Below are 22,695 nucleotides of genomic sequence, written 5' to 3' on the forward strand. Positions count from 1 at the left end.
CATTGAGTTCAAATTTTTAGTATTAACTATAGTTGCGCATAACTAAAAATAGCTGAAAGGCTTATATATTATTCGCTAATATTATGTTGACATTCTCGACTGTCTAATTGAGCATAATGAGTTGCTTGTGAGTTAGTAGACTGCGAATGAGTGCTGCTTTTATTACCTAAAGTCAAAATGCTTTGGGTACGCGTGCCATAAGTTGGCATTTTAGTCTCAAGATTGGCCAAAGTAATCGGCTCAATATAGATTGAAGACAAAGCCTGTTCGATTTCAATAGGCACTCCAGTATCTGGCAGCTTATCCGCTGGCGCTGGCGTGGTATCAGATAGGACGCTAAAAGCAGCCTTCTGCCAATATTCAGGAGCGCTGTTCTCAGCTATTAGCGGTAGCACTTCTTGACGTAGCCTTCCGCGCAATCGCTCAGTTTTAAACCAAGCCTCTTCCGGCTGTCCATTAGAGAATATGTGCAAACCCGCATATAATGGCATCGGCGCATGACCGCGATTATTCACGATGACTGCTTGTTCGGCATCACCAATAATTAAATTAAAGCCTGCATAGTCTTGTAGGTTAATTTGCCGAGCAAATGCCATTGGACTCAGGGTACTAGTCAAAAACCCAGTTACTAGCTCACCGCGAGAACGCTCATCGGAACTTGCCTGCACGCCATCGCGAAAGTTCAACACCGCCGCCCAGCGTCCATTTTGTTGATGGCTTTCATATTGACTGTCTTCTTGAACACTGTTTTGACTGCTATTTTGACTGTGAATGCCTAGCCACGTGCCGCCACTTTGAGAGTCACGTCCAGCATAGATAGGTTTATCCGGCCATTGATGTAGCGGCTCAGTCGGACGCTGTAAGAACTCGTCGCGATTAGACAGTAATATCAGTGGTAATTGATCCGATAATTGCCAAGCAATGGCGACAATACACATGAGCTATCCTATTTTTTAGTGGTGACTATTTATGATGGCGTGATCACTTATTATTATGACATGGTCACTTATATAGTCGAAGTCCTTTTGGGCGCAGCAACTCAAATGTGGTGCTAGATGTCCGAGTACAGACGTCATTGCTATGTTTATTAAGCGTCGTGATAGAACCATCGAGGATAACGCCACAGCGCTCTTAGGCCATTTCGATAGTATGTCCTGTCTATCCGCTCATTTTGCAGCACTCCTTTATCTTTTTCCCCTTTATGGTGCATTCGATTAACCCTCGTGCACTACATTAACGACATTTGCATGCTTTTTTCAACTATTGCGTGATTATTTTCTCTTTGCTAGCGATTTTTACTTGGCATGAAACTTGAACCTATAATTACTGTTAAGTAACAATTATTTTATCTTTTGTATTTATTTAGGAGATTGCCATGTTTTCGTTATCGACTGTAGCCAACCCTCAGTTTATTGAGCCAAACCATAACAATAAACTCAAATCACGCGTCTCATTACTGGCTATTGCGGTAGTTGGCAGCTTGAGCCTTATCGGCTGTCAAAAACCGGTAGAAACCACAATAAAGACGACGACAGAAGCCGCCTCAGAAACGACGACTCCTGCCGCTGATGGCGACACTATTAAAGTCGGCGTCCTACATTCCTTGTCTGGCACTATGGCTATCTCTGAAACTTCGTTAAAAGATGTCGCATTGATGACTATTGATGAGATCAATGACAATGGCGGGGTGTTAGGTAAGCAGTTAGAGCCTGTGGTGGTTGATCCGGCTTCTGACTGGCCTCTATTTGCTGAAAAGGCCCGTCAGCTATTAACGCAAGATAAAGTAGATGTGATTTTTGGTGGGTGGACCTCGGTATCGCGCAAATCGGTATTGCCGGTGGTTGAAGAGTTAAACGGGTTGATGTTCTATCCGGTGCAGTATGAGGGACAAGAGCAATCAGAGAATATTTTTTACACAGGTGCGGCGCCAAACCAGCAAGCCATTCCAGCAGTGGAATATTTAATGAGTGAAGAAGGCGGTGGTGCAGAGCGTTTTGTATTGCTCGGTACCGATTATGTCTATCCGCGTACCACCAACCAGATTTTAAAGGCGTTCTTAAAATCAAAAGGCGTGGCCGATGCAGACATTATGGAAGAGTACACGCCATTTGGATTTAGCAACTACCAAACTATCGTCTCCAACGTTAGAAAGTTTGCAACCGGTAAAAAGACAGCAGTGATATCAACCATTAATGGTGACTCGAACGTGCCATTTTATCGTGAGCTTGCTAACCAAGGTATTAAAGCCTCAGATATTCCAGTGATGGCATTCTCAGTGGGCGAGGAAGAATTGCGTGGTATTGACACTAGTCTCTTGCAAGGTCATTTGGCGGCATGGAACTACTTTATGTCGATTAAAAACCCAACCAATAGCGACTTTACCAAACGCTATAAGCAATATGCTCTAGATAAAAATCTGCCTAATGCTGAAAAGGTCGTGACGAATGATCCGATGGAGGCCACCTATGTGGGCATCAATATGTGGAAGCAAGCGGTTGAAAAAGCGGGCACCACTGATGTCGATAAAGTGCGTATTAGTATGGGCGGACAAACCTTTGATGCGCCGTCAGGCTACACGCTGAAAATGGATGAGGAAAACCATCATTTATGGAAGCCGGTTATGATTGGTCAAATTCGTGCAGATGGTCAGTTTGATACAATCTTTAAAACGCCAGAGGTCATTCAAGCGCAGCCATGGAGCCAGTACATCCCTAAGTAAACCAATCCATAAATGAATTTATATCTACGCGTGCCTAAACACGTGTAGATGAAAGGCTCTACGCCTATTTTCTAAATTTATTTCTCAACACTTTAGACACCTTCAGACTTTATCAACTCCTCTACAGGCTTAACATACTAAGCGGTAGAGGCTTAGGATTTGTTGACTGCAAAAAATAGGGAGCCGCAAATGCAGCACCGTACTTCACGCCCCATTGCAGGGCAAGCATCACCCGAAAGCAACCACTATCAGCATGCGTTAATACATAGATTAAGAGATGGGTTGATAGATGGATTGATAAAAAGGATTACCGTTTTTTTAATTGCTGTGCCACGACGGCTATTTGCATTAATGGCACTAACCTTAGCCACAACCATATTGGCCACAACTCTACTGGCTACCATTGCCTACGCTCATGATACCCAAGTGGTTCATAGCCACGACACTCCAGCTGCCAAACCCGTCAACACCGTTGCTGTCACCTTAGAGGCCGTGACGACCACCGGTGACACACTACAAACCCAAAATCAGCAATCATTGACCACTCCTGCAGTCACTCCTACAGCTACTCAAACCAATGAGTCAGTCACTTCGGTAGCGGCAATCGCAAGTACAGGCGATACTATTGAGCAATTTGTGGCGGGTGATTTTGGTCAGCGCCAAACCATGTTAAATGCTTGGCCGGGATCGATTGAGAGTTTGGATGCTTTGGTCGAATTCATTGACAATGATGAGTTATATCAAGGTAATGTTGGTCAAACTTACTTGCTCAGTGCAGACGATCAGCTATTTACTTATCCTGATAAAAAAGAGACTGCTGATTGGCCCAGTGATTTATCGCCAATTACATTGACCAACGCGCTACGCTCGGCGCTCATTTTTGGGCGGGCTAAAGTAAAACTGGAGTCTGACAAGTCAGCACAGCGTCTACAAGCGGTAGATATTTTATCTGACAATATCGACCAAGTAGACCCCGCTATTATTACAGCAGCGGCAGCAAACGAGGACAATACTAAAGTTAAAAAAGCATTGGCCGCGCTGCAAGCCCGTATTGATTTTAAGAATGGTGATCTACCTACTAAGATTGCGGCGGTCAAGCTTCTCGCTGATAGTGATAGCCCGCAAGTCTTAGTAGATATTGAGTCCGCCCTTGCTGACGACAACCTAGATGCCACACTCAAAGCAGCGCTTATCGATGCTGAGGCTAGCGTGTCACGGCGCATAGAAATAAGTACGTGGATGGGTCATATTTTCACTGGTATGAGTACCGCCAGCATTTTACTGCTCGCCGCCCTCGGTCTTGCTATTACCTTTGGCTTGCTTGGCGTGATTAATATGGCGCATGGCGAGCTGATTATGATTGGCGCTTATACCACTTATATGGTCCAAAATATGTTTCAAGCCTACTTGCCAAATATGGTCGGTTGGTATTTGGTGGCCGCTATTCCAGCTGCGTTTTTGGTGAGCGCTATTATCGGTATGATTATTGAACGTATTGTTATTCGCCCTTTGTATGGGCGTGAGCTGGAAACCTTACTCGCAACCTTTGGCGTGAGTCTGATTTTGATGCAATTGGTGCGGATGATTTTTGGTGCCCAAAACGTTGAAGTCAGTAACGTGGCTTGGTTAAGCGGTGCGTATCAAGTGTCATCTAGCCTAGTGCTCCCTTATAACCGCATTGCCATTATCGGCTTTACCGTCATTGTTGTGGCGTTATTGGTGTACTTGCTCAATAAAACACGCTTTGGTTTGTTTATACGGGCAGTCACGCAAAACCGCCAGATGGCACGGGCGGTCGGTATCCCCTCAGCACGTATCGATATGATGGCGTTTGGGTTGGGCTCTGGGCTTGCCGGCATGGCAGGTTGCGCGCTGGCTCAAGTGGGTAACGTTGGTCCAGATTTGGGTCAAACCTATATTATCGATACCTTTTTAGTGGTAGTCGTTGGCGGTGTCGGTCAAGTATGGGGCGCGGTGTTAGCGGCCTTAGGACTAGGCGTCAGCGGTACCGTACTTGAGATTGGTATTGGGGCGGTATTGGCCAAAATCGTGTTGTTGGTTCTTGTGATTCTGTTTATTCAGAAGCGGCCACAAGGTTTATTTGCACTCAAAGGCCGCTTTGTCGAATAAGGAGATACCTATGCTAATGACCAAATTACTGTCCGATACCCCGCGTAGTGCCATTTTGATTGGCTTGTGCTTTGCAATCTTATTAATATTGCCTTGGCTGCATCTGATGCCAGAGACCTCCCCTTTTTATCTCTCAGCTTATTGGATTACCCTCATCGGTAAAATCATGGCACTGGCCATGGTAGCATTAGCACTAGACCTAGTATGGGGCTATGCCGGAATCTTAAGTTTGGGGCACGGCTTGTACTTCGCTTTGGGTGGTTATGCGTTTGGTATGTACTTAACGCGCGAAACCGCAGGCGATGCGCTACCCGACTTTATGCGCTTTTTAAGCTGGACTGAAATGCCATGGTATTGGGCCGGCACTCAACACTTTTGGTGGGCGATGGCGCTGGTGGTACTGGTACCGGGATTGATTGCTTTTATCTTTGGCTTCTTTGCCTTTCGCTCCAAGATTAAAGGCGTTTATTTTTCTATCATCACCCAAGCCATGACTTATGCAGCCGCCCTATTATTCTTTCGTAATGAAACCGGCTTTGGCGGCAACAACGGCTTCACCGGCTTTACGACTCTTTTGGGCTATGATATTACCGCGGCCTCAACCCGTTCGATGCTGTGCTTTATTACCGCTTTAGCATTATTATTGTCTTATGTTGGCTTACGCTACTTAATGAACCAACCTTATGGACGGGTACTTGGCGCCATTCGTGATAGCGAAAACCGCTTGCAGTATTTAGGCTACCGTACCCTCTGGTACAAGCTGTCCGCTTGGGTGTTATCCGCCGTTATCGCGGGTATCGCAGGGGCGCTATATGTTCCACAAGTGGGCATTATTAACCCCAGTGAGATGAACCCCGTTAACTCAATTGAAATGGCTGTTTGGGTGGCGACTGGTGGCAGAGGCAAACTAATTGGTGCGATTTTGGGCACTGGCGTGGTTAATTCAGTAAAAACTTACTTTACTGTGGCCTACCCTGAGGTTTGGCTATTGATATTGGGCGGACTGTTCGTGGTAGTAACGCTGTTTTTACCCAATGGCATTATGGGCATGTTTGACCGCTTCAAAAAGGAGAAACAGTAATGTTCAATAAAAAACCAGCCTCTGTCAAGCACCCTACTAAAACATTGCCAGAAAGTGGCGCTTTAAATACACCTGCTATAGATGAATATGGGAGCCATAATGGTGGCGACGGTCTCAGTCACCCCAAAAAACCAGGCGTCGATTTTAGCCACGGTATTGCTCTGTATTTAGAAGATGTGAGCGTGTGGTTTGAGTCGTTTCGGGCACTCAATAATCTATCGCTATACATTGAAGAGGGCGAGCTACGCTGTATTATTGGCCCAAACGGTGCCGGTAAAACCACACTAATGGACGTCATTACTGGTAAAACCCGCCCTACCAATGGCAGCGTTTTTTTTGGACAAACCCATAACCTTGCTAGCATGTCTACTGAAGAGATAGCCGAAGCGGGTATTGGGCGCAAATTTCAAAAACCTACCGTATTTGAAAATTTTACCGTTATGGATAACTTGTTACTCGCGGCGCCCAAAGATAAGCGCGTCGTCAAAAGCTTGTTTAACACCCTCAATGCCGATACCCGCGATACGCTTGACGCCACCCTACAGCAAATCCGCTTGACTGACCAAATCAACAAGCCTGCCGGTTTGCTATCACATGGGCAGAAGCAGTGGCTAGAGATTGGTATGCTACTGATGCAAAGCCCCAAGCTTATTTTGCTTGATGAGCCCGTTGCGGGTATGACCGATGCTGAGACTGAGCACACGGCCGAGCTGTGTTTGCGCCTCAAAAAAAATCACACTTTAGTGGTGGTCGAGCATGACATGACCTTTATTGATGCCATTAGTGACAAAGTCACCGTCTTGGCACAGGGGGCGATTCTAGCCGAAGGCACCTTAGCCGAAGTACAAGCCAATGAGGCGGTCATTGAGTCCTATTTGGGTCGATAACTCGGTAAATAGTTAGGCCGATGAACTGTAATACAATTGATAGGTTAGGGATGATTCAAATGCTAGGAGACAACCATGTTACAAGTTAATGTCATCAACCAATACTATGGCGGCAGTCATATTTTGCGAGACGTCTCGCTCACAGCGCCCGTTGGTGAATGCAGTGTGGTGCTCGGTCGTAATGGCGTGGGCAAAACCACCTTACTCAAATGTCTAATGGGCATATTGCCGATCAAATCGGGGCAGATTTTACTTAACGATAAAGACATCAGTAAACTCTCATCCGAGCAGCGGGTACGAGCGGGACTCGCTTATGTGCCACAAGGACGTGATATTTTCTCCACCTTAACTGTGGAAGAAAACATTTTGATTGGTATGGCCAAATTTTCACGCAGTAAAGCCAAGCAGGTACCTAAGCATTTATATGATATTTTTCCGGTACTCGATGAGATGAAACATCGACGTGGCGGCGACCTGTCTGGCGGTCAGCAGCAGCAACTGGCCATTGCTCGTGCCTTAGCCTCTGAGCCTACGGTGCTAATTCTAGATGAACCTACTGAGGGCATTCAACCGTCTATTATTAAGGATATTGGCCGAGTCCTTCGGGACTTAGTCGATAAAGGCGATATGGCGATTGTACTGGTCGAGCAATTTTACGACTTTGCTGAAGAGCTCGCCGACAACTACACAGTATTATCACGCGGTAAAGTGTTGGCACAAGGGGCAGGCGATACAATGGTGGACAACAAAGTGCAAGAGCTGGTCGCCATTTAACTATGAGCCAACAAAAAAGAGTCCTTAACAGTGATAGCTCAATCGCGACAGTGTCCTGTAACTATTGCTTTGCTTGTGTGTCGCTACTTATCAATACCAAACGTCACCATCAAAAACCTGCAAGCATTACCACCAAATCTATCTACCGCCATACCCATTATAAATCAGATGGTAAATTCAATACCTAAATCTATCATGGCTTCATGACTGACATAATAGCAATACAGTATGCTCAACGAGCGAAATTTGCTATTATGTACAGCATTTTATTACCAATATTATGATGCCCTTATGATGATTCATCCTCAATATGATCCTGTAGCGTTAGCACTTGGGCCTGTCGAAGTCCATTGGTACGGTTTGATGTACTTGCTAGCGTTTGCTACTGCTTACGGATTGGCATGGTATCGCAGTACTAAGCGCGATAATTGGTCAACTGATATGGTATCCGACCTAGTGTTCTACGGGGCGTTGGGAGTGATATTAGGCGGGCGTGTTGGCTATGTGCTGTTTTATCAGTTCGGCGAGTTACTGCAGAATCCTGCTTATCTATTCAGAGTCTGGGAAGGCGGCATGTCGTTCCATGGCGGTTTTATCGGCGTCATGTTGGGCATGTGGTTCTTTGCGCGTAAGTATAAAAAAACCCCGTTTCAAGTATTCGATTTCATCGTTCCTTGTGTACCCATGGGTTTGTTTTTTGGGCGTGTAGGTAATTACATCAATGGTGAGCTGTGGGGGCGGGTTTCTGATGGTGGCTATAACTGGCTAACGTATTTCCCACAAGCCGCCACATCAGATATGGCGCTGCTACAAAGCAACCCAGCCTTGCAAGAGCTGATGACTGAAGTTAACAGCCAGTATTTACTGCCCCGTCATCCCTCTCAGCTGTATGAAGCCTTTGCCGAAGGACTGTTATTGTTCCTATTTTTATGGTGGTACTCATCCAAACCGCAACCACGTATGGCCGTGACCGCCGTATTCTTATTAGGTTATGGATTGAGCCGTTTTATTATTGAGTTCTTCCGTCAGCCAGATGCTGATCAAGGATTCGTTTTGTTAGGTTGGATGACCAAAGGACAGATGTTGTCCGCACCGATGATTATTCTTGGTATCATTCTACTGATTTATGCTTATAAGAACAGCATTTATGATTGGGGTAAACAATCAGCTTATTAAGCTGAGGTACTTAACCTACCTTTATATTAATAATAATTTTGATAATGTCAGCGCTGCTAATAACCGTTTTGTCAGCAACGCTGATAGTTAAAGAGCAAATTTATGATCAACAGCAACAATGAACAAGCCTATCTTGACTTGCTCCATCACGTTCTCACTAACGGTACGGAAAAAGGGGATCGTACTGGAACCGGTACGCTTAGCCACTTCGGAGCGCAGCTACGTTTTGACTTAGCCTCAGGATTTCCACTGTTGACTACCAAAAAAGTCCATTTTAAATCCATCGCTTATGAGCTATTATGGTTTTTGAGTGGCAGTACCCACGTGGATTATTTGCAAGCAAATGGCGTGCGCATTTGGAATGAGTGGGCAACGGCCGAGCAGACCGCACGCTTTAATAGACCTGCTGGTGACTTAGGGCCCGTTTATGGTCATCAGTGGCGTAATTATGGCGCAACCAAAAATGCAGACGGCCTTTATAACGCTGATGGTGTCGATCAAATCACACAAGTTATTGAGCAAATAAAGACTAACCCCAATTCACGCCGCTTAATCGTATCTGGCTGGAATCCCGCCGAAGCCGAGCAAGTTGCCCTGCCCCCTTGCCATACTATGTTTCAGTTTTTTGTGGCGGACAACAAACTCTCATGCCAGTTATATCAACGTTCGGCTGATTTGTTTTTAGGCGTACCGTTCAATATTGCCAGTTATGCGCTCTTAACCCATATGGTAGCTCAAGTTTGTGGGTTGGACGTTGGCGAATTTATCTGGACCGGCGGCGATTGTCATATTTACCAAAACCACCGTGAACAAGCTGAATTACAGTTGACCCGCACGCCTTATGCGTTGCCGACCTTAACGCTAAATTCTAATATTAAAGATATTTTCGCGTTTGAGTATGATGACATTAGCATTGAGGGTTATGAATCGCATCCTGGTATCAAAGCTAAGGTTGCGGTATGAATGTCTATTTGTATAAATAATCCGTTCTATAAGTAAGCATTTTTTCGACATCAGTTATTCGTATTAATTAAAAGGATCACCTATGAGTTATGCCAATACCCAAGTCGCCCAAATCGCGGCCATCAGTAGCAACCGCTGTATCGGTAAAGGTAATGAGCTACCTTGGCATATCTCAGCAGACCTACAACATTTTAAAAAAATGACCACCCGTAGCGATGCGCAAAGCAGTCAGACTGAAAGTACGGTGCAAGGTATCGTCATCATGGGGCGCAAAACATTTGAGTCGATGGGCAGCAAGCCCTTACCAAAGCGAGTTAGCTTTATTATTACTAGCCAATTGGACTATGCCGAGCAAAAAAGTCTAGTAGGACGTGATAACGCTCATGTGGTACATAACTTGGATGATGCTTTAACACAAGCAGCAAGTCTGGCACATGGCTTACTCCTTGATACGATTTGGGTGATTGGCGGTGAGCGGGTCTTTAGCGACGCGCTAATGTATACCGATCGCATTGAGTTGACTCACGTAGATACTGAAATCAGTGAGGGCGATGCTTTTTATCCTGAGCTGCCGAGCGATTTTAATATTGCGCAAGAATCTGAGCAAATGCATGATGATAAAAGCGACTTGGATTTTAAATTTGTGACCTATCAAAAAGAAAGCCGCTAAGTAGAAGACAGTAGCGGCTTTTTCAAAGAAATTTAATGCTTTTATATTTGCATGAGTTAATTGGTATTCATATAGAAAACCATATACTACTCGTGCAACACTTTATAAACTGTCTTCGCCAGTACGGGGCCAATACCTGGCACTCCGCCCAGCTCTTGTTGCGATGCCCCTAATAACTGCTGCATTCCACCAAAATGATTAAGTATATCGCGGCGGCGCTTCTCACCAAGTCCTGGAATGACTTCTAACACTGACGATGACCGACGCTTATCACGTTTTTTACGATGCGCAGTAATAGCAAAGCGATGCGCCTCGTCGCGAATGTGCATGAGTAAATGCAGCGCCTTGCTGTCCATGGGTAAATCTAACGGCTCATGGTCTAAGAAATGCAGTACTTCAAGACCCGCTTTACGCCCCTCACCTTTCGCCACCCCAATCATCAAAGTATCCCCGAGAATACCTAATTCTACGAGCACCTCTTTTGCCATACTTAGCTGACCTTTACCGCCATCAATCAGTAATAAATCAGGTAGCGGCTGCTTTTTATAGCGGCGAGTCAGTACTTGCTTCATTGCCGCATAATCATCACCGCCTACGATATCGTGAATAGCATATTGGCGATAATCACGCCGACGCGAGCCACCTTGATCAAACACTACACAGCTACCAATAGTCGCCTCACCCATAGTATGGGAGATATCAAAACATTCAATACGGTCGATAGGGCGATCTGTGACAGTCGATAGCACGTCTTTCAGGGCCCCAAAGCGCGCATGCAGCTCCAGATAATCGCCCAATTTAGTTTTTAGCGCATTATTAGTATTCAGTGTTGCCAAATCCAGCCATTCTGCCCGATATTCACGTACGCTGGTTTTTATCACTACCTTACTTTCAAAGTGGGTCGCTAGCGCTTCACTGACCGCAATTTGATCCGGTAATTCATGACTTAAGATAATCTCAGCTGGCAAGTCATCCGTGACTTGGAAATAAAATGACGTGATAAAAGCCGATAGATTATCCGCTAACGGCTCACTACTATCGACATCAGGGAAGTAGTTTTTACCACCCAGCACTCGTCCACCGCGAACCGTCAACACGTTGACACAGCTCATTCCTGCTTGGCTGGCAATCGAAATCACATCGGCCTCGCCTTCTACGGTATAGACCGCCTGCCGTGCTTGTACTTCGCGCAGCATAGACAACTGATCACGATAAAATACCGCTTTTTCAAAATCTAATTCCTCAGCGGCGGCTTCCATTTTTACGATTAATGCATTATGAATATCACTAGAATCGCCTTTTAAAAAGCGAATGGTATTGTTCACATCTTCGGCATAATCTTCCGGTGATACTAGGCCCACACAGGGCGCACGGCAACGCTTGATCTGATATTCTAAGCAAGGACGTTTACGCTGACGGAAAAAAGTATTGGTACATTGGCGCATTTGAAACATTTTTTGCATCAATACTAAGGTTTCTTTTGCCGCATGGGCTGAGGGAAAAGGCCCAAAAAACCGACCTTTTTGATGATTGCCTTTACCCCGACCATAAGCCAGACGTGGATAAGGCTTATCCGCTGAGATGAACACATACAGATACGATTTATCATCACGCAACAGCACGTTATAAGGCGGACGGTATTCTTTAATTAGATTCTGCTCGAGTAGTAGCGCCTCAGTCTCGCCGCGAGTAATAATGGTCTCAATATTGTGAATGCGTGCGACCAAAGCTCGCGTTTTTGGATGGTCGATGGTTTTAGCAAAATAGCTATTTACCCGACTATTAAGCGATTTTGCCTTACCCACGTAAAGAATATCACCGTTTTTGCCCAGCATTTTATAGACTCCTGGCAAATTTGGCAGGCGCTTAATGAGGTGTTTAAGACGGGCTTTCTTATCATCGACCACAGTCGACGCTGAGACATTGACCATAAAAATACTGCCCTTAAAAGTGCTTGAATACAGTTATTTATGGGGGGATATTGACCATTTTACAAGAACCGTTATCGGCACAGCAGCGTGCATAAAAACAGCCAGCACGAGGCTGACTTTTATAATTGCGACTGTTACGACTGCTATTTATCGCTCAATATCAATGGCGAAAGTTCGGTAATAATGCTGGAATACCCGGCAACATACCAACCACAGCCATCACACCAGTTAGAACTATAAACATGACACCAGGAATAATCCAGCGACTCATATTAGACAAGTTAGCACTACGCTCTTTTGAGCCAATCAGACCTAAGTTATCAAGTAGTAAGGTAATTGACCACCCAAAGGCTGGGTTAACCAATGCAGAGGCAAAGACCACAATGGCAGCAGACTGCGTGGTTTTACCTTCACGCGTCATCTCCATTCCTGCTTCTAATAGTGGAATAAAGACCCCGACAATTAAAGCCACACATAATACTGGCTCCCAGATCGCCAAGTCCATCGGATAACCCCAAACACCAGCGATAACACAGAACACAGCGGTCAACACTGCACCAGCAGGAATAGGGCGTTTGGCGATTGCCGCAGGGACAATATACGTGCCCCATGACGACGCAAAGTTAGCACCGCCCAGTACCGAGCCTGCCACCTGTCGAACGGAGGCACTGACCATAGTGTCATCAATATCCATCAAAACTTTTTCGGTACGTTTAGGATAGCTGATCTTTTGGAACACTTGATGACCTAAGAAATCTGGTGACCACATCGCTACGGCCAATACCGCAAAAGGCATCACCACAATAAAGCTCTCGACGGTCGGCAAGCCAAGCATCCAGCCACTATTCTCTCCCCACCAGTACATCGGACTCATATGCGGTAAGCCGGGCGCAGTCTTAAACTCAAATGGCGCACCCAATGCAAAAGCAACACCGCCACCAAGCAAGCAGCTAAGAGGCACCGCAAGCCAGCGCTTTTGGAAACTCTCTAATACCGCATACAGGATGATCGTGAGTAAAATCACAATAAAAGCAATATGAGACATACCGATGCTTTCTGACCAAGCAAAGAGGTTTTTGACTTGAGAAGTGGTCCCGATAAAGCCTAGATATATCAGCAGACCACCGCACACCCCTTTACTGGTCAAGTTCGCCAGTAAGCTGCCCCCTTTACTAATCGCCAGTAAGAGACCAAAAAAACCGATAAGTAAGCCAAAAGCCATCGGATGTCCACCGGCAGCAACCACAATCGGAATCAAAGGAATCAGCGGGCCGTGGGTACCCGCAAGGTTAGCCGTGGGTAAGAAAAATCCTGAAAATAAAATAATAAAGACCGAGACAATCAACAGCTCATAACGTACGTTCTCTAACACAAATGCATCGCCCAAACCTAGAGGACCTGCAAATGTGGCAGCAATGGCACCCACCATCACTACTTTACCAATCGTTGCCGCCATCGCCGGAATGGTATCTTCATACTCAAAACGATAATCACGAAACGGCAAGTTAGCACGCCAGCGTTTAGGCTTCATGATTTGCAATTCATGCTCAAGATAGGCATCGCGGTTCTTAAAACTGGCACTTGGCTTATGCAGATCAACATAACTGCCTGTCAATTCTTGATCGTAATCGGAAGGATTTGGTGGCTGCAGATTAGATCCTGAAGCGGGGATCTGAGTGTTGCTCATCACATCTCCTTATGTTGGCTGAGGTTCTTGTTGTGTGCTTGATAACTTATTTGCATAAAATTGTACAAAAAATAAGCTATCAGGCTTAAATTTGCCGCCATTGTATGTCATCAAGAGTTAAAATGCGAGACCAGCATGGTAGTTTTGCGGACTAAAAGATTACACGCTTATCAGCGTCTGACTCGTATCTTAAGACCTGCTGGCCGTTTTTTAACCCAGTTGATGAACTTTTGCACTTCGCTATGAGTTTGTAAACGCTCAATGGTATGGTAATAACTTGCCAGCTCGTGATTGGCAAAAATACGGTGAATTTGACTATGGCATGGTCGGCATAGCATAGCAACGTCAGTCTTCATAGCTTCACGGCTAAAATTACGCTGGGTACGGGCTTTATTATGGCGCGACTGTGGAATAAGATGATGGCGGGTTAACTTCAGCTCAGTGCGACTGCAAAGCTCGCAAACTGCATCTTCAAAATCTACTTCGTCACTACCCTCATGACTGCTTTTATTGTCCCTTTTATTATCACTATCGAACACATTTTTCATAAGCATGTATCCTCCTATGCATATCTTATATCTGTTTTTTCTGGCTTATAATTAATCCAATCTAGAAACGGTACAGTGCTACTGAGATGCTACTGGGATGCTACTGTCACAAACATTTTGCAGGCTCGAAGCACGCTGGCGAACCGCACGCAAGAACAATTTATACCAGTGGCACGTTGCTATACACAACGCTTTTTTATTTTGCATCGACTATATCCAAACTGTAAAATATATCTTACTCATATTACTCAGTGATTGGCACTCGTTACGCTTTAAGACTGGTGACACGGGTTGTTTTTAATTATGATAGATACTTTTTACTCAGCCATTGTTTAATAGTAACGGTTAATAGTGAGGATCAGTGTTAAAAACGTTATGCTGTACTTATTAACCTCTTAACACTAACAACGCTGTTTGCTATTAATTTCCGTTTGCCTGATCACTAAGACACACACTTAGCCAAGTAGAAACGAATAACAGCATTGCAACAGGCAAAAGGATACATTTATGAGCTTATTACCCAAAAACTTTGAGACCTTAAAACGTAACGCCAAAAAAAATCTCATGCCACTGCTAACCCCGCATCTGCTTAAGTTGCGTATAAATACCTACGCCCCTTATATCGGTGCGGGTATCAAGGTCGAACATATCAATTTGGATCAAGGATTATGTGTGGTCAGTATGAAGCTTAATGCCTTCAATAAAAATATCGTAGGGACACAATTTGGCGGTAGCTTATACTCGATGGTCGATCCATTTTATATGCTCATGCTCATGCATCAACTGGGCAGCACTTATGTGGTCTGGGATAAAAGTTCAAACATCGAGTTTATTGCACCGGGTAACAGTAAAGTCAGAACACGGATGAAAATCCCTAGCACTGAGATTGCTACCATTCAAGAGCTAGCAAAAGATGGCGAGGCTGTCTTTCGCGAATACACGACGGATATCGTTGATGAGCAGCAAAAAATCATCGCAACTGTGACCAAAACTATTTACATACGCTTGCGTAAACACAGTAAATCTAAAAACCAGAGTAGCCGCATCGATAATATAGAGTCATAAAAAATAAAACCCATACATACAAAAACCCCAATCCGGCTTTAGCACAGATTGGGGTTTTGTCTTTTTTGGTACGCCCACTTATTTATATGATAAACCTATGAATAAGGGCTTGTATCTACTTCTGCCTATTTACCCTAGCGTATTAATAAACGCTAAGGCAAACGGCAAGCTTGAGCTTAGATACTTATGCTTAAATACCTGGTGCAGTCTCAACCGCATCAGGTACGCCAGCGTCAGTTTTTTTCTGAGCGCCTTTTTTTGCAGGACGGACACCAAGCTTTTCGCGGATACGTGCTGATTTACCAGAACGCTCACGTAAGTAGTACAGTTTCGCACGGCGAACAGCACCGCGACGTTTCACTACAATGCTATCAATGATAGGTGAATGCAATTGGAATGCACGCTCAACGCCAACACCGCTTGAAGTTTTACGGACGGTAAACGCTGAGTTTAGACCGCGGTTGCGCTTGGCAATAACGACGCCTTCAAAAGCCTGTAAACGCTCACGCTCACCTTCACGTACTTTTACTTGAACCACGATGGTATCACCGGGGGCAAAACTAGGACGCTCAAGCAATTGAGCGTTTTCAATGACCTGAACCAATGGATGCTTGTTGCTCATGAGAGTTATCTCCTCACATTAGATAATAGAGGCTTAACGCATATCACCTGTTTGTAATAAGTAATCATGCCCTTCAATACTATTTTGTATTAAATCGACACAACGTAAATTGGGTAGCAAACGGCCATTATGGTATGACCTGTTTAGTGTTGCTCAAAATTTTATTGCTTAACTGTTTATCTAACTATCAAAGCCACTATTTATAAAAAAGCTCTTTATAAAAGCTACTTTTTATCTGCTTTTGCCAATGCCTTTAACCACTTAGCTTGCTGAGCCGTTGGTGTGAACGCTTGCCATAAGTCTAGACGCCGCGTTTGCGTACGTTCAACTTGCTGGCTAAAGCGCCACTTAGCGATATTGGCATGATGACCTGAGAGTAGTACCTCAGGAACTGCCATACCAGCAAACTCATGCGGCTTGGTATAGTGTGGGCAGTCAAGCAAACCATCGACAAACGAGTCTTGCTCTGCTGACTTATCATCGCCCATGATATCGGGCAGACGACGTATCACACTATCCATTAGCACCATTGCTGGCAGCTCACCACCGCTCAACACATAGTCGCCAAGTGACACTTCCATATCGACGTACTGCGATAATAGGCGCTCATCAATACCTTCGTAACGACCACATAACAAAATCATGCCGTCATACTCAGCCATGCTGACCACGCTACTTTCACTCAGCGTCTGCCCTTGCGGTGACATATAAATCACCGGACAGTGCGCTTTGTCTATACGGCAACCGTGTTGGCTTGCGCGCAGGCGGGCATCCTCAATAGCTTGTGACAATGGCTCGGCCATCATCACCATGCCAGGACCTCCACCATAAGGACGTTCATCAATACGGCGATAGTTGTCAGTAGTGTAATCACGCGGGTTAATACATTCAATCGTGACTTGCTCCTGAGTGACTGCGCGCCCCGTGATACCAAAATCACGAATCGACGCAAACATCTCAGGAAAAATACTAATCACGGCAAAATACATCTGAATCCTACATAAATACGTCTACATAACAACTACTACGTTAGCTTAATGCTATTGAAAGTAAATTAATAAGCGCTAAATTAGTAGTCGCTCGGCCATGCCACAAGCACGGTTTTGCCGGCCATATCGACCTGCATAACCGTTTGCTTATGCCACGGTATCATGCGTTCTTCAGCATCTAAACTGTCTGAGTTTGCCGCTACCCGCATAAGGTCATGGGCACCGGTCTCAAACATCTCAGTAATATCGCCAAGATATTCGTCTTGCTCATTCATCACCCGAAGACCAACCAAATCCGACCAGTAATATTCGTCTTCAGCGGTTTCTGGTAGTATGTCTTGAGCAACCCAAAGGGTCACACCATTCATAGTCTCGGCGACGTTTCGGTCGGGAACTTGCTCAAACTGAGCCACAAGCCCTGTTCCTTGCTGACGCCAAGACTTTACGGTCAATGGCTTCATACCAGTAGCTGTTTTCATCCACCACGATTTAATATCAAATATCGCCGCGTGGTCATCGGTATCGCTAAACACCCACAGCCAGCCTTTAATGCCATAAGGCTTTTTGAGCTGACCGATTTTCATAAGGGTGCTGGCGTCTGGTACTGGTGACATAACGGCTAACCTAACAGGATATAAATAGCAGTAGATAAATAGCGATTATTAAGACTTTAATTAACAAAGGTCAATTAAAACCTTAACAATCAATCAAAACAGCGATAAACAGTTAATCGCGTACACTGGTTAGACCAGCTACGCTATGTTTTCTAAAGCCGAGCAATCAATGCTCAATGACTAGACTTAACAACTGGCAATTAAGCAGTTGCTTCAGTGCTAGCCGCAGCTTTATTGTAAGCTTTTGCTAATGAAGCAACGCGGTCTGAAGGTTGTGCGCCTTTTGCGATCCACGCGTTATACGTGTCCATATTTAAGCGTACAGCTTCTTCTGACTCTTTAGCGAGCGGGTTAAAAAAGCCAATGTTTTCAATGTAGCGACCGTCACGCGCGCGGCGTTGATCAGCAACAACAACTTGATAAAATGGGCGTTTCTTGGCACCGCCCCGTGCTAAACGAATAACAACCATGTGAATTCTCTCTTTCGCAGGTATACCAAAAAGGGCATAATTATATCACAGTCTTATTTTATTGAAAACATAAACTGTGCATATTTAATTATTTTATAACAATAACTTAAATGTTGCTCGGTGTAAAATAATATCGATGCTGAACGTCAATTCTCAACGGTTACTATCAAGGATAAACCTCTATTATTTGTTGTTTAAATTCTAATAAGCAAAACAGTATAGGTTATTATAGCTCAACCAACCCTCATCTAGGCCATTATCCTTTATTGAGTTATCCGTGATAACCCTAGCAGAGCTATTGTTCAGTTATGCTATGCTGTAACAAATTGCGGCTGTGTCATAAAAGTTTGATGCTACTGATTTTAAGTTTATAAGAAGTAAAATGGCTTTCAACTGTAAGCAGTACAACCTGTTATTAACTGCTCGATTCGCTGACTACTCAATTGTTGCTAATCATCTGTTTTATCTTATTCAATAACTACAAAAACATTGGATCCTTATGACCACCCCCACTCCACAATCACATCGTAAAGGCTGGTTTGCACGTTACTATCCCAATAGCTGGTCTAACAGCTGGTTGACCACCTTGATGGTGATTTTTATTGTGATTATCAGTGTTAGTTTATCAATTTGGTTTTTTTGGCGCAGTCTATATTTACCAGAACTGAAAAACCATGCTCGTTACTTAACCAGTGAGCTGCGTCTGATGAATAGTGCCAAAAAAGACTGGCAGGACAATCCAGAGGTGCGTCAATGGATTTATCGGCATTCGCATGTGGTAGTGGTTGATAACCCCAGTGATTTTCCACAGGTTTCAGACAAAGCCTTTGTAGGGGTTTTTACCGATGTACTACAACAAGAAATTAGTGCTCAGCTAGGTCGGCCTGTGGAGGTTTATTTTAAGTTTAAGCCTACCCCACAACTATGGGTCCAAGACAGTCGTGATGACAGTTTTTGGATTCGCGAACCGGTGGTTTATTACTCGCAATATAGTCCGACATTGTTAATATTGTTCTTAATCGGGCTGCCGTTATTAACGCTGCTGACTATTATCTTATTGGCGCGGCAATTAAACCGTCCGTTGCGCTATCTACAGCGTGCTGCCACCAATTACATTCGCCTCGGTCACGCCACGATTTTGCCCACGCGTGCAGGTCCTACTGAAATCCGTCAAGTGAATATGGCCTTTAATCGTCTGTTTACGACACTTAATCAAGCACAAAAAGAGCGGACAATTATGCTCGCAGGTATCTCTCATGACTTGCGCACGCCCCTTACCCGCATGCGCTTAACCGCTGAGATGCTACCGGATGATTTTTTCCGTGAAGGTCTCATCTATGATATCGAGGATATGGACGCTATTTTAGAGCAGTTCATCTCATATATGAAAGATGGCTCCGATGAGCCGGTACGCCTAACCAATCTAGATGTTATCTTTAATGAGATTATGGTGCAATTTGCACCCATGAAGTTTGTTTATCAGTCAGAATGTGATAAAGCCGTGCCGGTACGCCCGCTATCGATTAAGCGCTTGGTTATTAACTTAGTCAATAATGCCAATCGTTATGGCAAACCACCGATTTATTTGTCCGCGACTGTGGTACCCACGTTTATAGAAACAGCCGTGGTAGAAGATCCTGACGTGGTTACTGAAAGTGAGGTCAATAAAGAAGCACAAGAGCAATTAATGATTTGCGTACGTGACTGTGGTAGCGGGGTGGCAGAAGATCAGTTAGAGCGTATCATGCAGCCATTTGAGCGCGGCGAGACTGCTCGTACCACCCAAGGTAGCGGGCTGGGTCTGGCTATCGTTAGCCGTATTGCAGGGTTGCACCATGGCACAGTTGAGGCCATTAATCATCCGGATGGCGGATTACAAGTTTGTGTAAGAATCCCTTTAATTTCTAAAGTCGCTGGAGATGACACATTAGCAGCTCAGGCGAAGGACTTACCTGTCCCTAATAATAGGGTAAATGGTGAAGACTATTAGAAAGAAGCTATTATAAAAATCCATTAAAAAAAGCCATAAAGACGTTGCTATCAAAAGGCTTATGATATCAAAAAGATGACTCTATTAAAAAAATACTGGCTAACACACGACTATAGATAAGTCAGTATCAGTCTTTACTGCCGATAGGTGGCGCAAGAAGCTTTGCGCTATTGGTAAAAGGTAGCGGGCGGGTTATTTCAGCTTGCGCGGTCTGTAAGCTCTGAGTGATGGTCGGCTGCTGAGCAAATAGATAGTAACCAAGCGTTATAGCATTCAATAGTACCAAACCGCCAAATAAATACGGCATCCTCTGTTCTCCTATACTTTTTAAATTACAATAAAAGTTAATCGCTCTAGTTCGTTATTGTTTAACCAGTTATTGTTTAACCGGTTGCTATTTGGCCAACTAATATCTAATCCGTTATTATTTATAGCCCTTATTATAAAAAGTGCTCAACCTGAGTAATTAGTGTGTTTTGAACCTATTACTCTTGCGCTGACAAACACTACTTGTGAATACCTAACAAGCCCTAGTAATGATTATGGATAATGTTACCCACCCAAGTATTTAAGTCTGTCTTATTGAGCATCAAAATCACGGTCACTTTTTTCTTGTGTTAGCTCATCGGCAACGATAGTTTGAGTCAAAGGCTTGATGGGCCAAGTCATCACAAATCGCGCGCCGCCAAGTTCTTGGCTTTCATCTACTTTCATACTACCATTAAACCAGAATGCAATACGTGACACGATAGACAAGCCCAGCCCATAACCACCTGATGCGCGCGTACGGCTATCATCTAAACGTGAAAATGGAATAAAGACCTTTTCACGATCAGCCTCTGCAATACCCTGTCCATCGTCCTCGACACTAACGAAGGCATTACCTTTTTTGACCCCAGCGCTAATAATAATAGTGGTCTCTGCATAACGCAAGGCGTTACCGGCAAGGTTTTGAATAACGCGATGCAAGTAACGTCTATCCGCTACCGCCGTTACTTTAGCATTTGGCGGATTACCGACAATTTGAATAGGCTTACCTAAGGCATTGGTTTCACGCTCAATCTGCTCAACCAGCTCTTTAAGATTTACCGACTCTAAGTCTAATTTCGGCGAGCCCTCTTCAAGCTTAGCATAAGTCAACATCTCATCAATTAGCCCGTTGAGCGACTCAATATCCTCATCAATATAATCACGCTGGGTGAAGCGTGAGTCTTCATCGTCCGTGTCTGCTAACATATCTACCGCAAAGCGAATACGCGCAACGGGCGTACGCAGCTCATGTGAAACTGCGCGAGTCAACTCGCGCTGCGACTCAATTAACCGTTTAATATGAGCTGTCATCGCATTGAAAGTAGCCGACAGACGGGAAATCTCATCTTGACCGAGAACTTGTACTTGACTGTCTAGATTGCCTTTGCTGACTTCATCAACCCCTACTTGGATCAGCTGTAACTTACGCTCCAGCGGAAAAATCAGCGCATAGACACCCAGACTGATCAAAAACATGCTGATAAGTACCATGCTGATAATCAAATTAAGCGGAAACCAATTAAATAATGGCACAGGGCCCATTAAGATCGCCATGTCATTAATCTCGGATGGCACAATAATTTTGATAGATGAGCTACCCTGACTGGTGTTGGTATCTTCTAATAAGATAACCACCTCGTCACGACGCAAGCGTGCCATTTGATCATTATCTAAATCTAGTGTGTTCACTCCTTTAAAGCTTAAAGGAAAAGAAAACCTTTTTTCTAACTCTGCTAAACGATCGCGCTTGGCGGATAGCGTAGTATAGTAAGATAAGTCGTCTAACAAAAACACGGCCATCGCACGCACTTGTTGTTCTGAGACTTGCGATATTCTTGCTGTTAAGACATTGTTACTATCTGGCAGACGATGATACACATCGGCATATGTAGGCTGAGTGAAATAACGTACTACCGTGCCATCGTTATCAAACCGGCGTAACTCACTGGCGTTAAAGTCAACTTCATTGATAGGCACAATACGAAAATTCGAACCGAATAAGCTACTAGCATCAGACAACCAGTATTCGCGCTGGGTCTCGTCATCTTGATTAGAAATCCCTTCACTGACCAAATAAAAAGCGCCTGTTGCCATATTTTCGCGGTAGGACTGCACACGCTCTTTATTGATAGTATCCATTAATAGCTGCGCAAATAATGCCACACATAAGCAGACGATTAACAGTCCAGCATAAATACGAACAAAAATACTGTGTTTTAAAGAAGAGACTAATGACATACGTGCTGTGACCAACCTATTGAATAATTTGTTGACTAATTATGACTACCTGAGCATAAAATTAGAGCGTGGATTCTAACGCTTAATTAAACCACATAATATGCTATTTAA

General features: G+C 44.4%; 21 protein-coding genes. 11 read left to right on the plus strand and 10 right to left on the minus strand.

What is annotated here, in order from left to right; all coding sequences use genetic code 11:
- Positions 1-68 precede the first annotated feature (68 nt).
- Positions 69-938, minus strand: a complete 870-nt coding sequence (locus JMX97_RS04160; protein ID WP_201555676.1) for an NRDE family protein — start codon at positions 936-938, stop codon at positions 69-71.
- 437 nt (positions 939-1,375) lie between these two features.
- Here JMX97_RS04160 and urtA point away from each other — a divergent pair, with 437 nt between their 5' ends.
- The 9 genes from urtA (at position 1,376) to JMX97_RS04205 (ending at position 10,400) form a co-directional block, all read left to right on the plus strand.
- Positions 1,376-2,719 (plus strand): urea ABC transporter substrate-binding protein, encoded by a 1,344-nt coding sequence (gene urtA, locus JMX97_RS04165; protein WP_201555677.1) that lies wholly within the window; start codon positions 1,376-1,378, stop codon positions 2,717-2,719.
- 351 nt (positions 2,720-3,070) lie between these two features.
- Positions 3,071-4,849: an urea ABC transporter permease subunit UrtB gene (urtB, locus tag JMX97_RS04170; protein WP_227671451.1), complete on the plus strand. Its 1,779-nt coding sequence runs from the start codon at positions 3,071-3,073 to the stop codon at positions 4,847-4,849.
- 10 nt (positions 4,850-4,859) lie between these two features.
- Positions 4,860-5,930 carry an urea ABC transporter permease subunit UrtC gene (urtC, locus tag JMX97_RS04175; protein ID WP_201555678.1) on the plus strand — a complete coding sequence of 357 codons (1,071 nt, stop codon included), beginning with the start codon at positions 4,860-4,862 and terminating at the stop codon, positions 5,928-5,930.
- Positions 5,930-6,817, plus strand: a complete 888-nt coding sequence (urtD, locus tag JMX97_RS04180) for an urea ABC transporter ATP-binding protein UrtD (protein WP_201555679.1) — start codon at positions 5,930-5,932, stop codon at positions 6,815-6,817. The genes urtC and urtD overlap by 1 nt, the downstream gene beginning before the upstream one ends.
- Before the next feature lie 75 nt (positions 6,818-6,892).
- The gene (gene urtE / locus JMX97_RS04185; protein ID WP_201555680.1) at positions 6,893-7,591 is read left to right on the plus strand and encodes an urea ABC transporter ATP-binding subunit UrtE; all 699 of its coding nucleotides are present in this window, start codon (positions 6,893-6,895) and stop codon (positions 7,589-7,591) included.
- 2 nt (positions 7,592-7,593) lie between these two features.
- Positions 7,594-7,779 carry a hypothetical protein gene (locus JMX97_RS04190; protein ID WP_201555681.1) on the plus strand — a complete coding sequence of 62 codons (186 nt, stop codon included), beginning with the start codon at positions 7,594-7,596 and terminating at the stop codon, positions 7,777-7,779.
- Between the two features lie 103 nt (positions 7,780-7,882).
- The gene (gene lgt / locus JMX97_RS04195) at positions 7,883-8,767 is read left to right on the plus strand and encodes a prolipoprotein diacylglyceryl transferase (RefSeq protein ID WP_201555682.1); all 885 of its coding nucleotides are present in this window, start codon (positions 7,883-7,885) and stop codon (positions 8,765-8,767) included.
- A gap of 102 nt (positions 8,768-8,869) precedes the next feature.
- The gene (locus JMX97_RS04200) at positions 8,870-9,730 is read left to right on the plus strand and encodes a thymidylate synthase (protein WP_201555683.1); all 861 of its coding nucleotides are present in this window, start codon (positions 8,870-8,872) and stop codon (positions 9,728-9,730) included.
- Positions 9,731-9,812: 82 nt separating this feature from the next.
- A complete protein-coding gene (locus tag JMX97_RS04205) occupies positions 9,813-10,400 on the plus strand; it encodes a dihydrofolate reductase (protein WP_201555684.1) in 588 nt (195 codons plus the stop codon).
- Between the two features lie 86 nt (positions 10,401-10,486).
- On the opposite strand, the gene uvrC is transcribed toward JMX97_RS04205, so the two are convergent.
- The 3 genes from uvrC to JMX97_RS04220 form a co-directional block, all read right to left on the minus strand.
- A complete protein-coding gene (gene uvrC, locus JMX97_RS04210) occupies positions 10,487-12,331 on the minus strand; it encodes an excinuclease ABC subunit UvrC (RefSeq protein WP_201555685.1) in 1,845 nt (614 codons plus the stop codon).
- A gap of 160 nt (positions 12,332-12,491) precedes the next feature.
- Positions 12,492-14,018, minus strand: a complete 1,527-nt coding sequence (locus JMX97_RS04215; RefSeq protein WP_201555686.1) for a DUF3360 family protein — start codon at positions 14,016-14,018, stop codon at positions 12,492-12,494.
- A gap of 170 nt (positions 14,019-14,188) precedes the next feature.
- Positions 14,189-14,572, minus strand: coding sequence for an HNH endonuclease (locus JMX97_RS04220; protein WP_201555687.1), 384 nt, complete (start codon positions 14,570-14,572; stop codon positions 14,189-14,191).
- Between the two features lie 501 nt (positions 14,573-15,073).
- Here JMX97_RS04220 and JMX97_RS04225 point away from each other — a divergent pair.
- Positions 15,074-15,631 (plus strand): DUF4442 domain-containing protein, encoded by a 558-nt coding sequence (locus JMX97_RS04225; RefSeq protein WP_201555688.1) that lies wholly within the window; start codon positions 15,074-15,076, stop codon positions 15,629-15,631.
- Between the two features lie 190 nt (positions 15,632-15,821).
- Here JMX97_RS04225 and rplS read toward each other — a convergent pair whose 3' ends face one another.
- The 4 genes from rplS to rpsP form a co-directional block, all read right to left on the minus strand.
- Entirely contained in the window at positions 15,822-16,253 is a 432-nt protein-coding gene (gene rplS / locus JMX97_RS04230) for a 50S ribosomal protein L19 (protein WP_201555689.1), read from the minus strand.
- Positions 16,254-16,477: 224 nt separating this feature from the next.
- Positions 16,478-17,242, minus strand: coding sequence for a tRNA (guanosine(37)-N1)-methyltransferase TrmD (gene trmD, locus JMX97_RS04235; protein ID WP_201555690.1), 765 nt, complete (start codon positions 17,240-17,242; stop codon positions 16,478-16,480).
- Between the two features lie 80 nt (positions 17,243-17,322).
- Positions 17,323-17,856, minus strand: coding sequence for a ribosome maturation factor RimM (gene rimM / locus JMX97_RS04240; protein WP_201555691.1), 534 nt, complete (start codon positions 17,854-17,856; stop codon positions 17,323-17,325).
- A gap of 200 nt (positions 17,857-18,056) precedes the next feature.
- Complete coding sequence (rpsP, locus tag JMX97_RS04245; protein ID WP_201555692.1) at positions 18,057-18,326, minus strand: 30S ribosomal protein S16; 270 nt, start codon at positions 18,324-18,326, stop codon at positions 18,057-18,059.
- Between the two features lie 589 nt (positions 18,327-18,915).
- Between rpsP and JMX97_RS04250 the strand changes: the two genes are divergently transcribed.
- Positions 18,916-20,316 (plus strand): ATP-binding protein, encoded by a 1,401-nt coding sequence (locus JMX97_RS04250; protein WP_227671450.1) that lies wholly within the window; start codon positions 18,916-18,918, stop codon positions 20,314-20,316.
- 127 nt (positions 20,317-20,443) lie between these two features.
- Here JMX97_RS04250 and JMX97_RS04255 read toward each other — a convergent pair whose 3' ends face one another.
- Positions 20,444-20,623 carry a hypothetical protein gene (locus JMX97_RS04255; RefSeq protein WP_201555694.1) on the minus strand — a complete coding sequence of 60 codons (180 nt, stop codon included), beginning with the start codon at positions 20,621-20,623 and terminating at the stop codon, positions 20,444-20,446.
- A 272-nt stretch (positions 20,624-20,895) separates the two neighbouring features.
- A complete protein-coding gene (locus tag JMX97_RS04260; protein WP_201555695.1) occupies positions 20,896-22,584 on the minus strand; it encodes an ATP-binding protein in 1,689 nt (562 codons plus the stop codon).
- Between the last annotated feature and the right edge of the window lie 111 nt (positions 22,585-22,695).

The sequence above is a fragment of the Psychrobacter sp. 72-O-c genome (assembly GCF_904846605.1).
In the GTDB taxonomy this organism is placed as follows: Bacteria; Pseudomonadota; Gammaproteobacteria; order Pseudomonadales; family Moraxellaceae; genus Psychrobacter.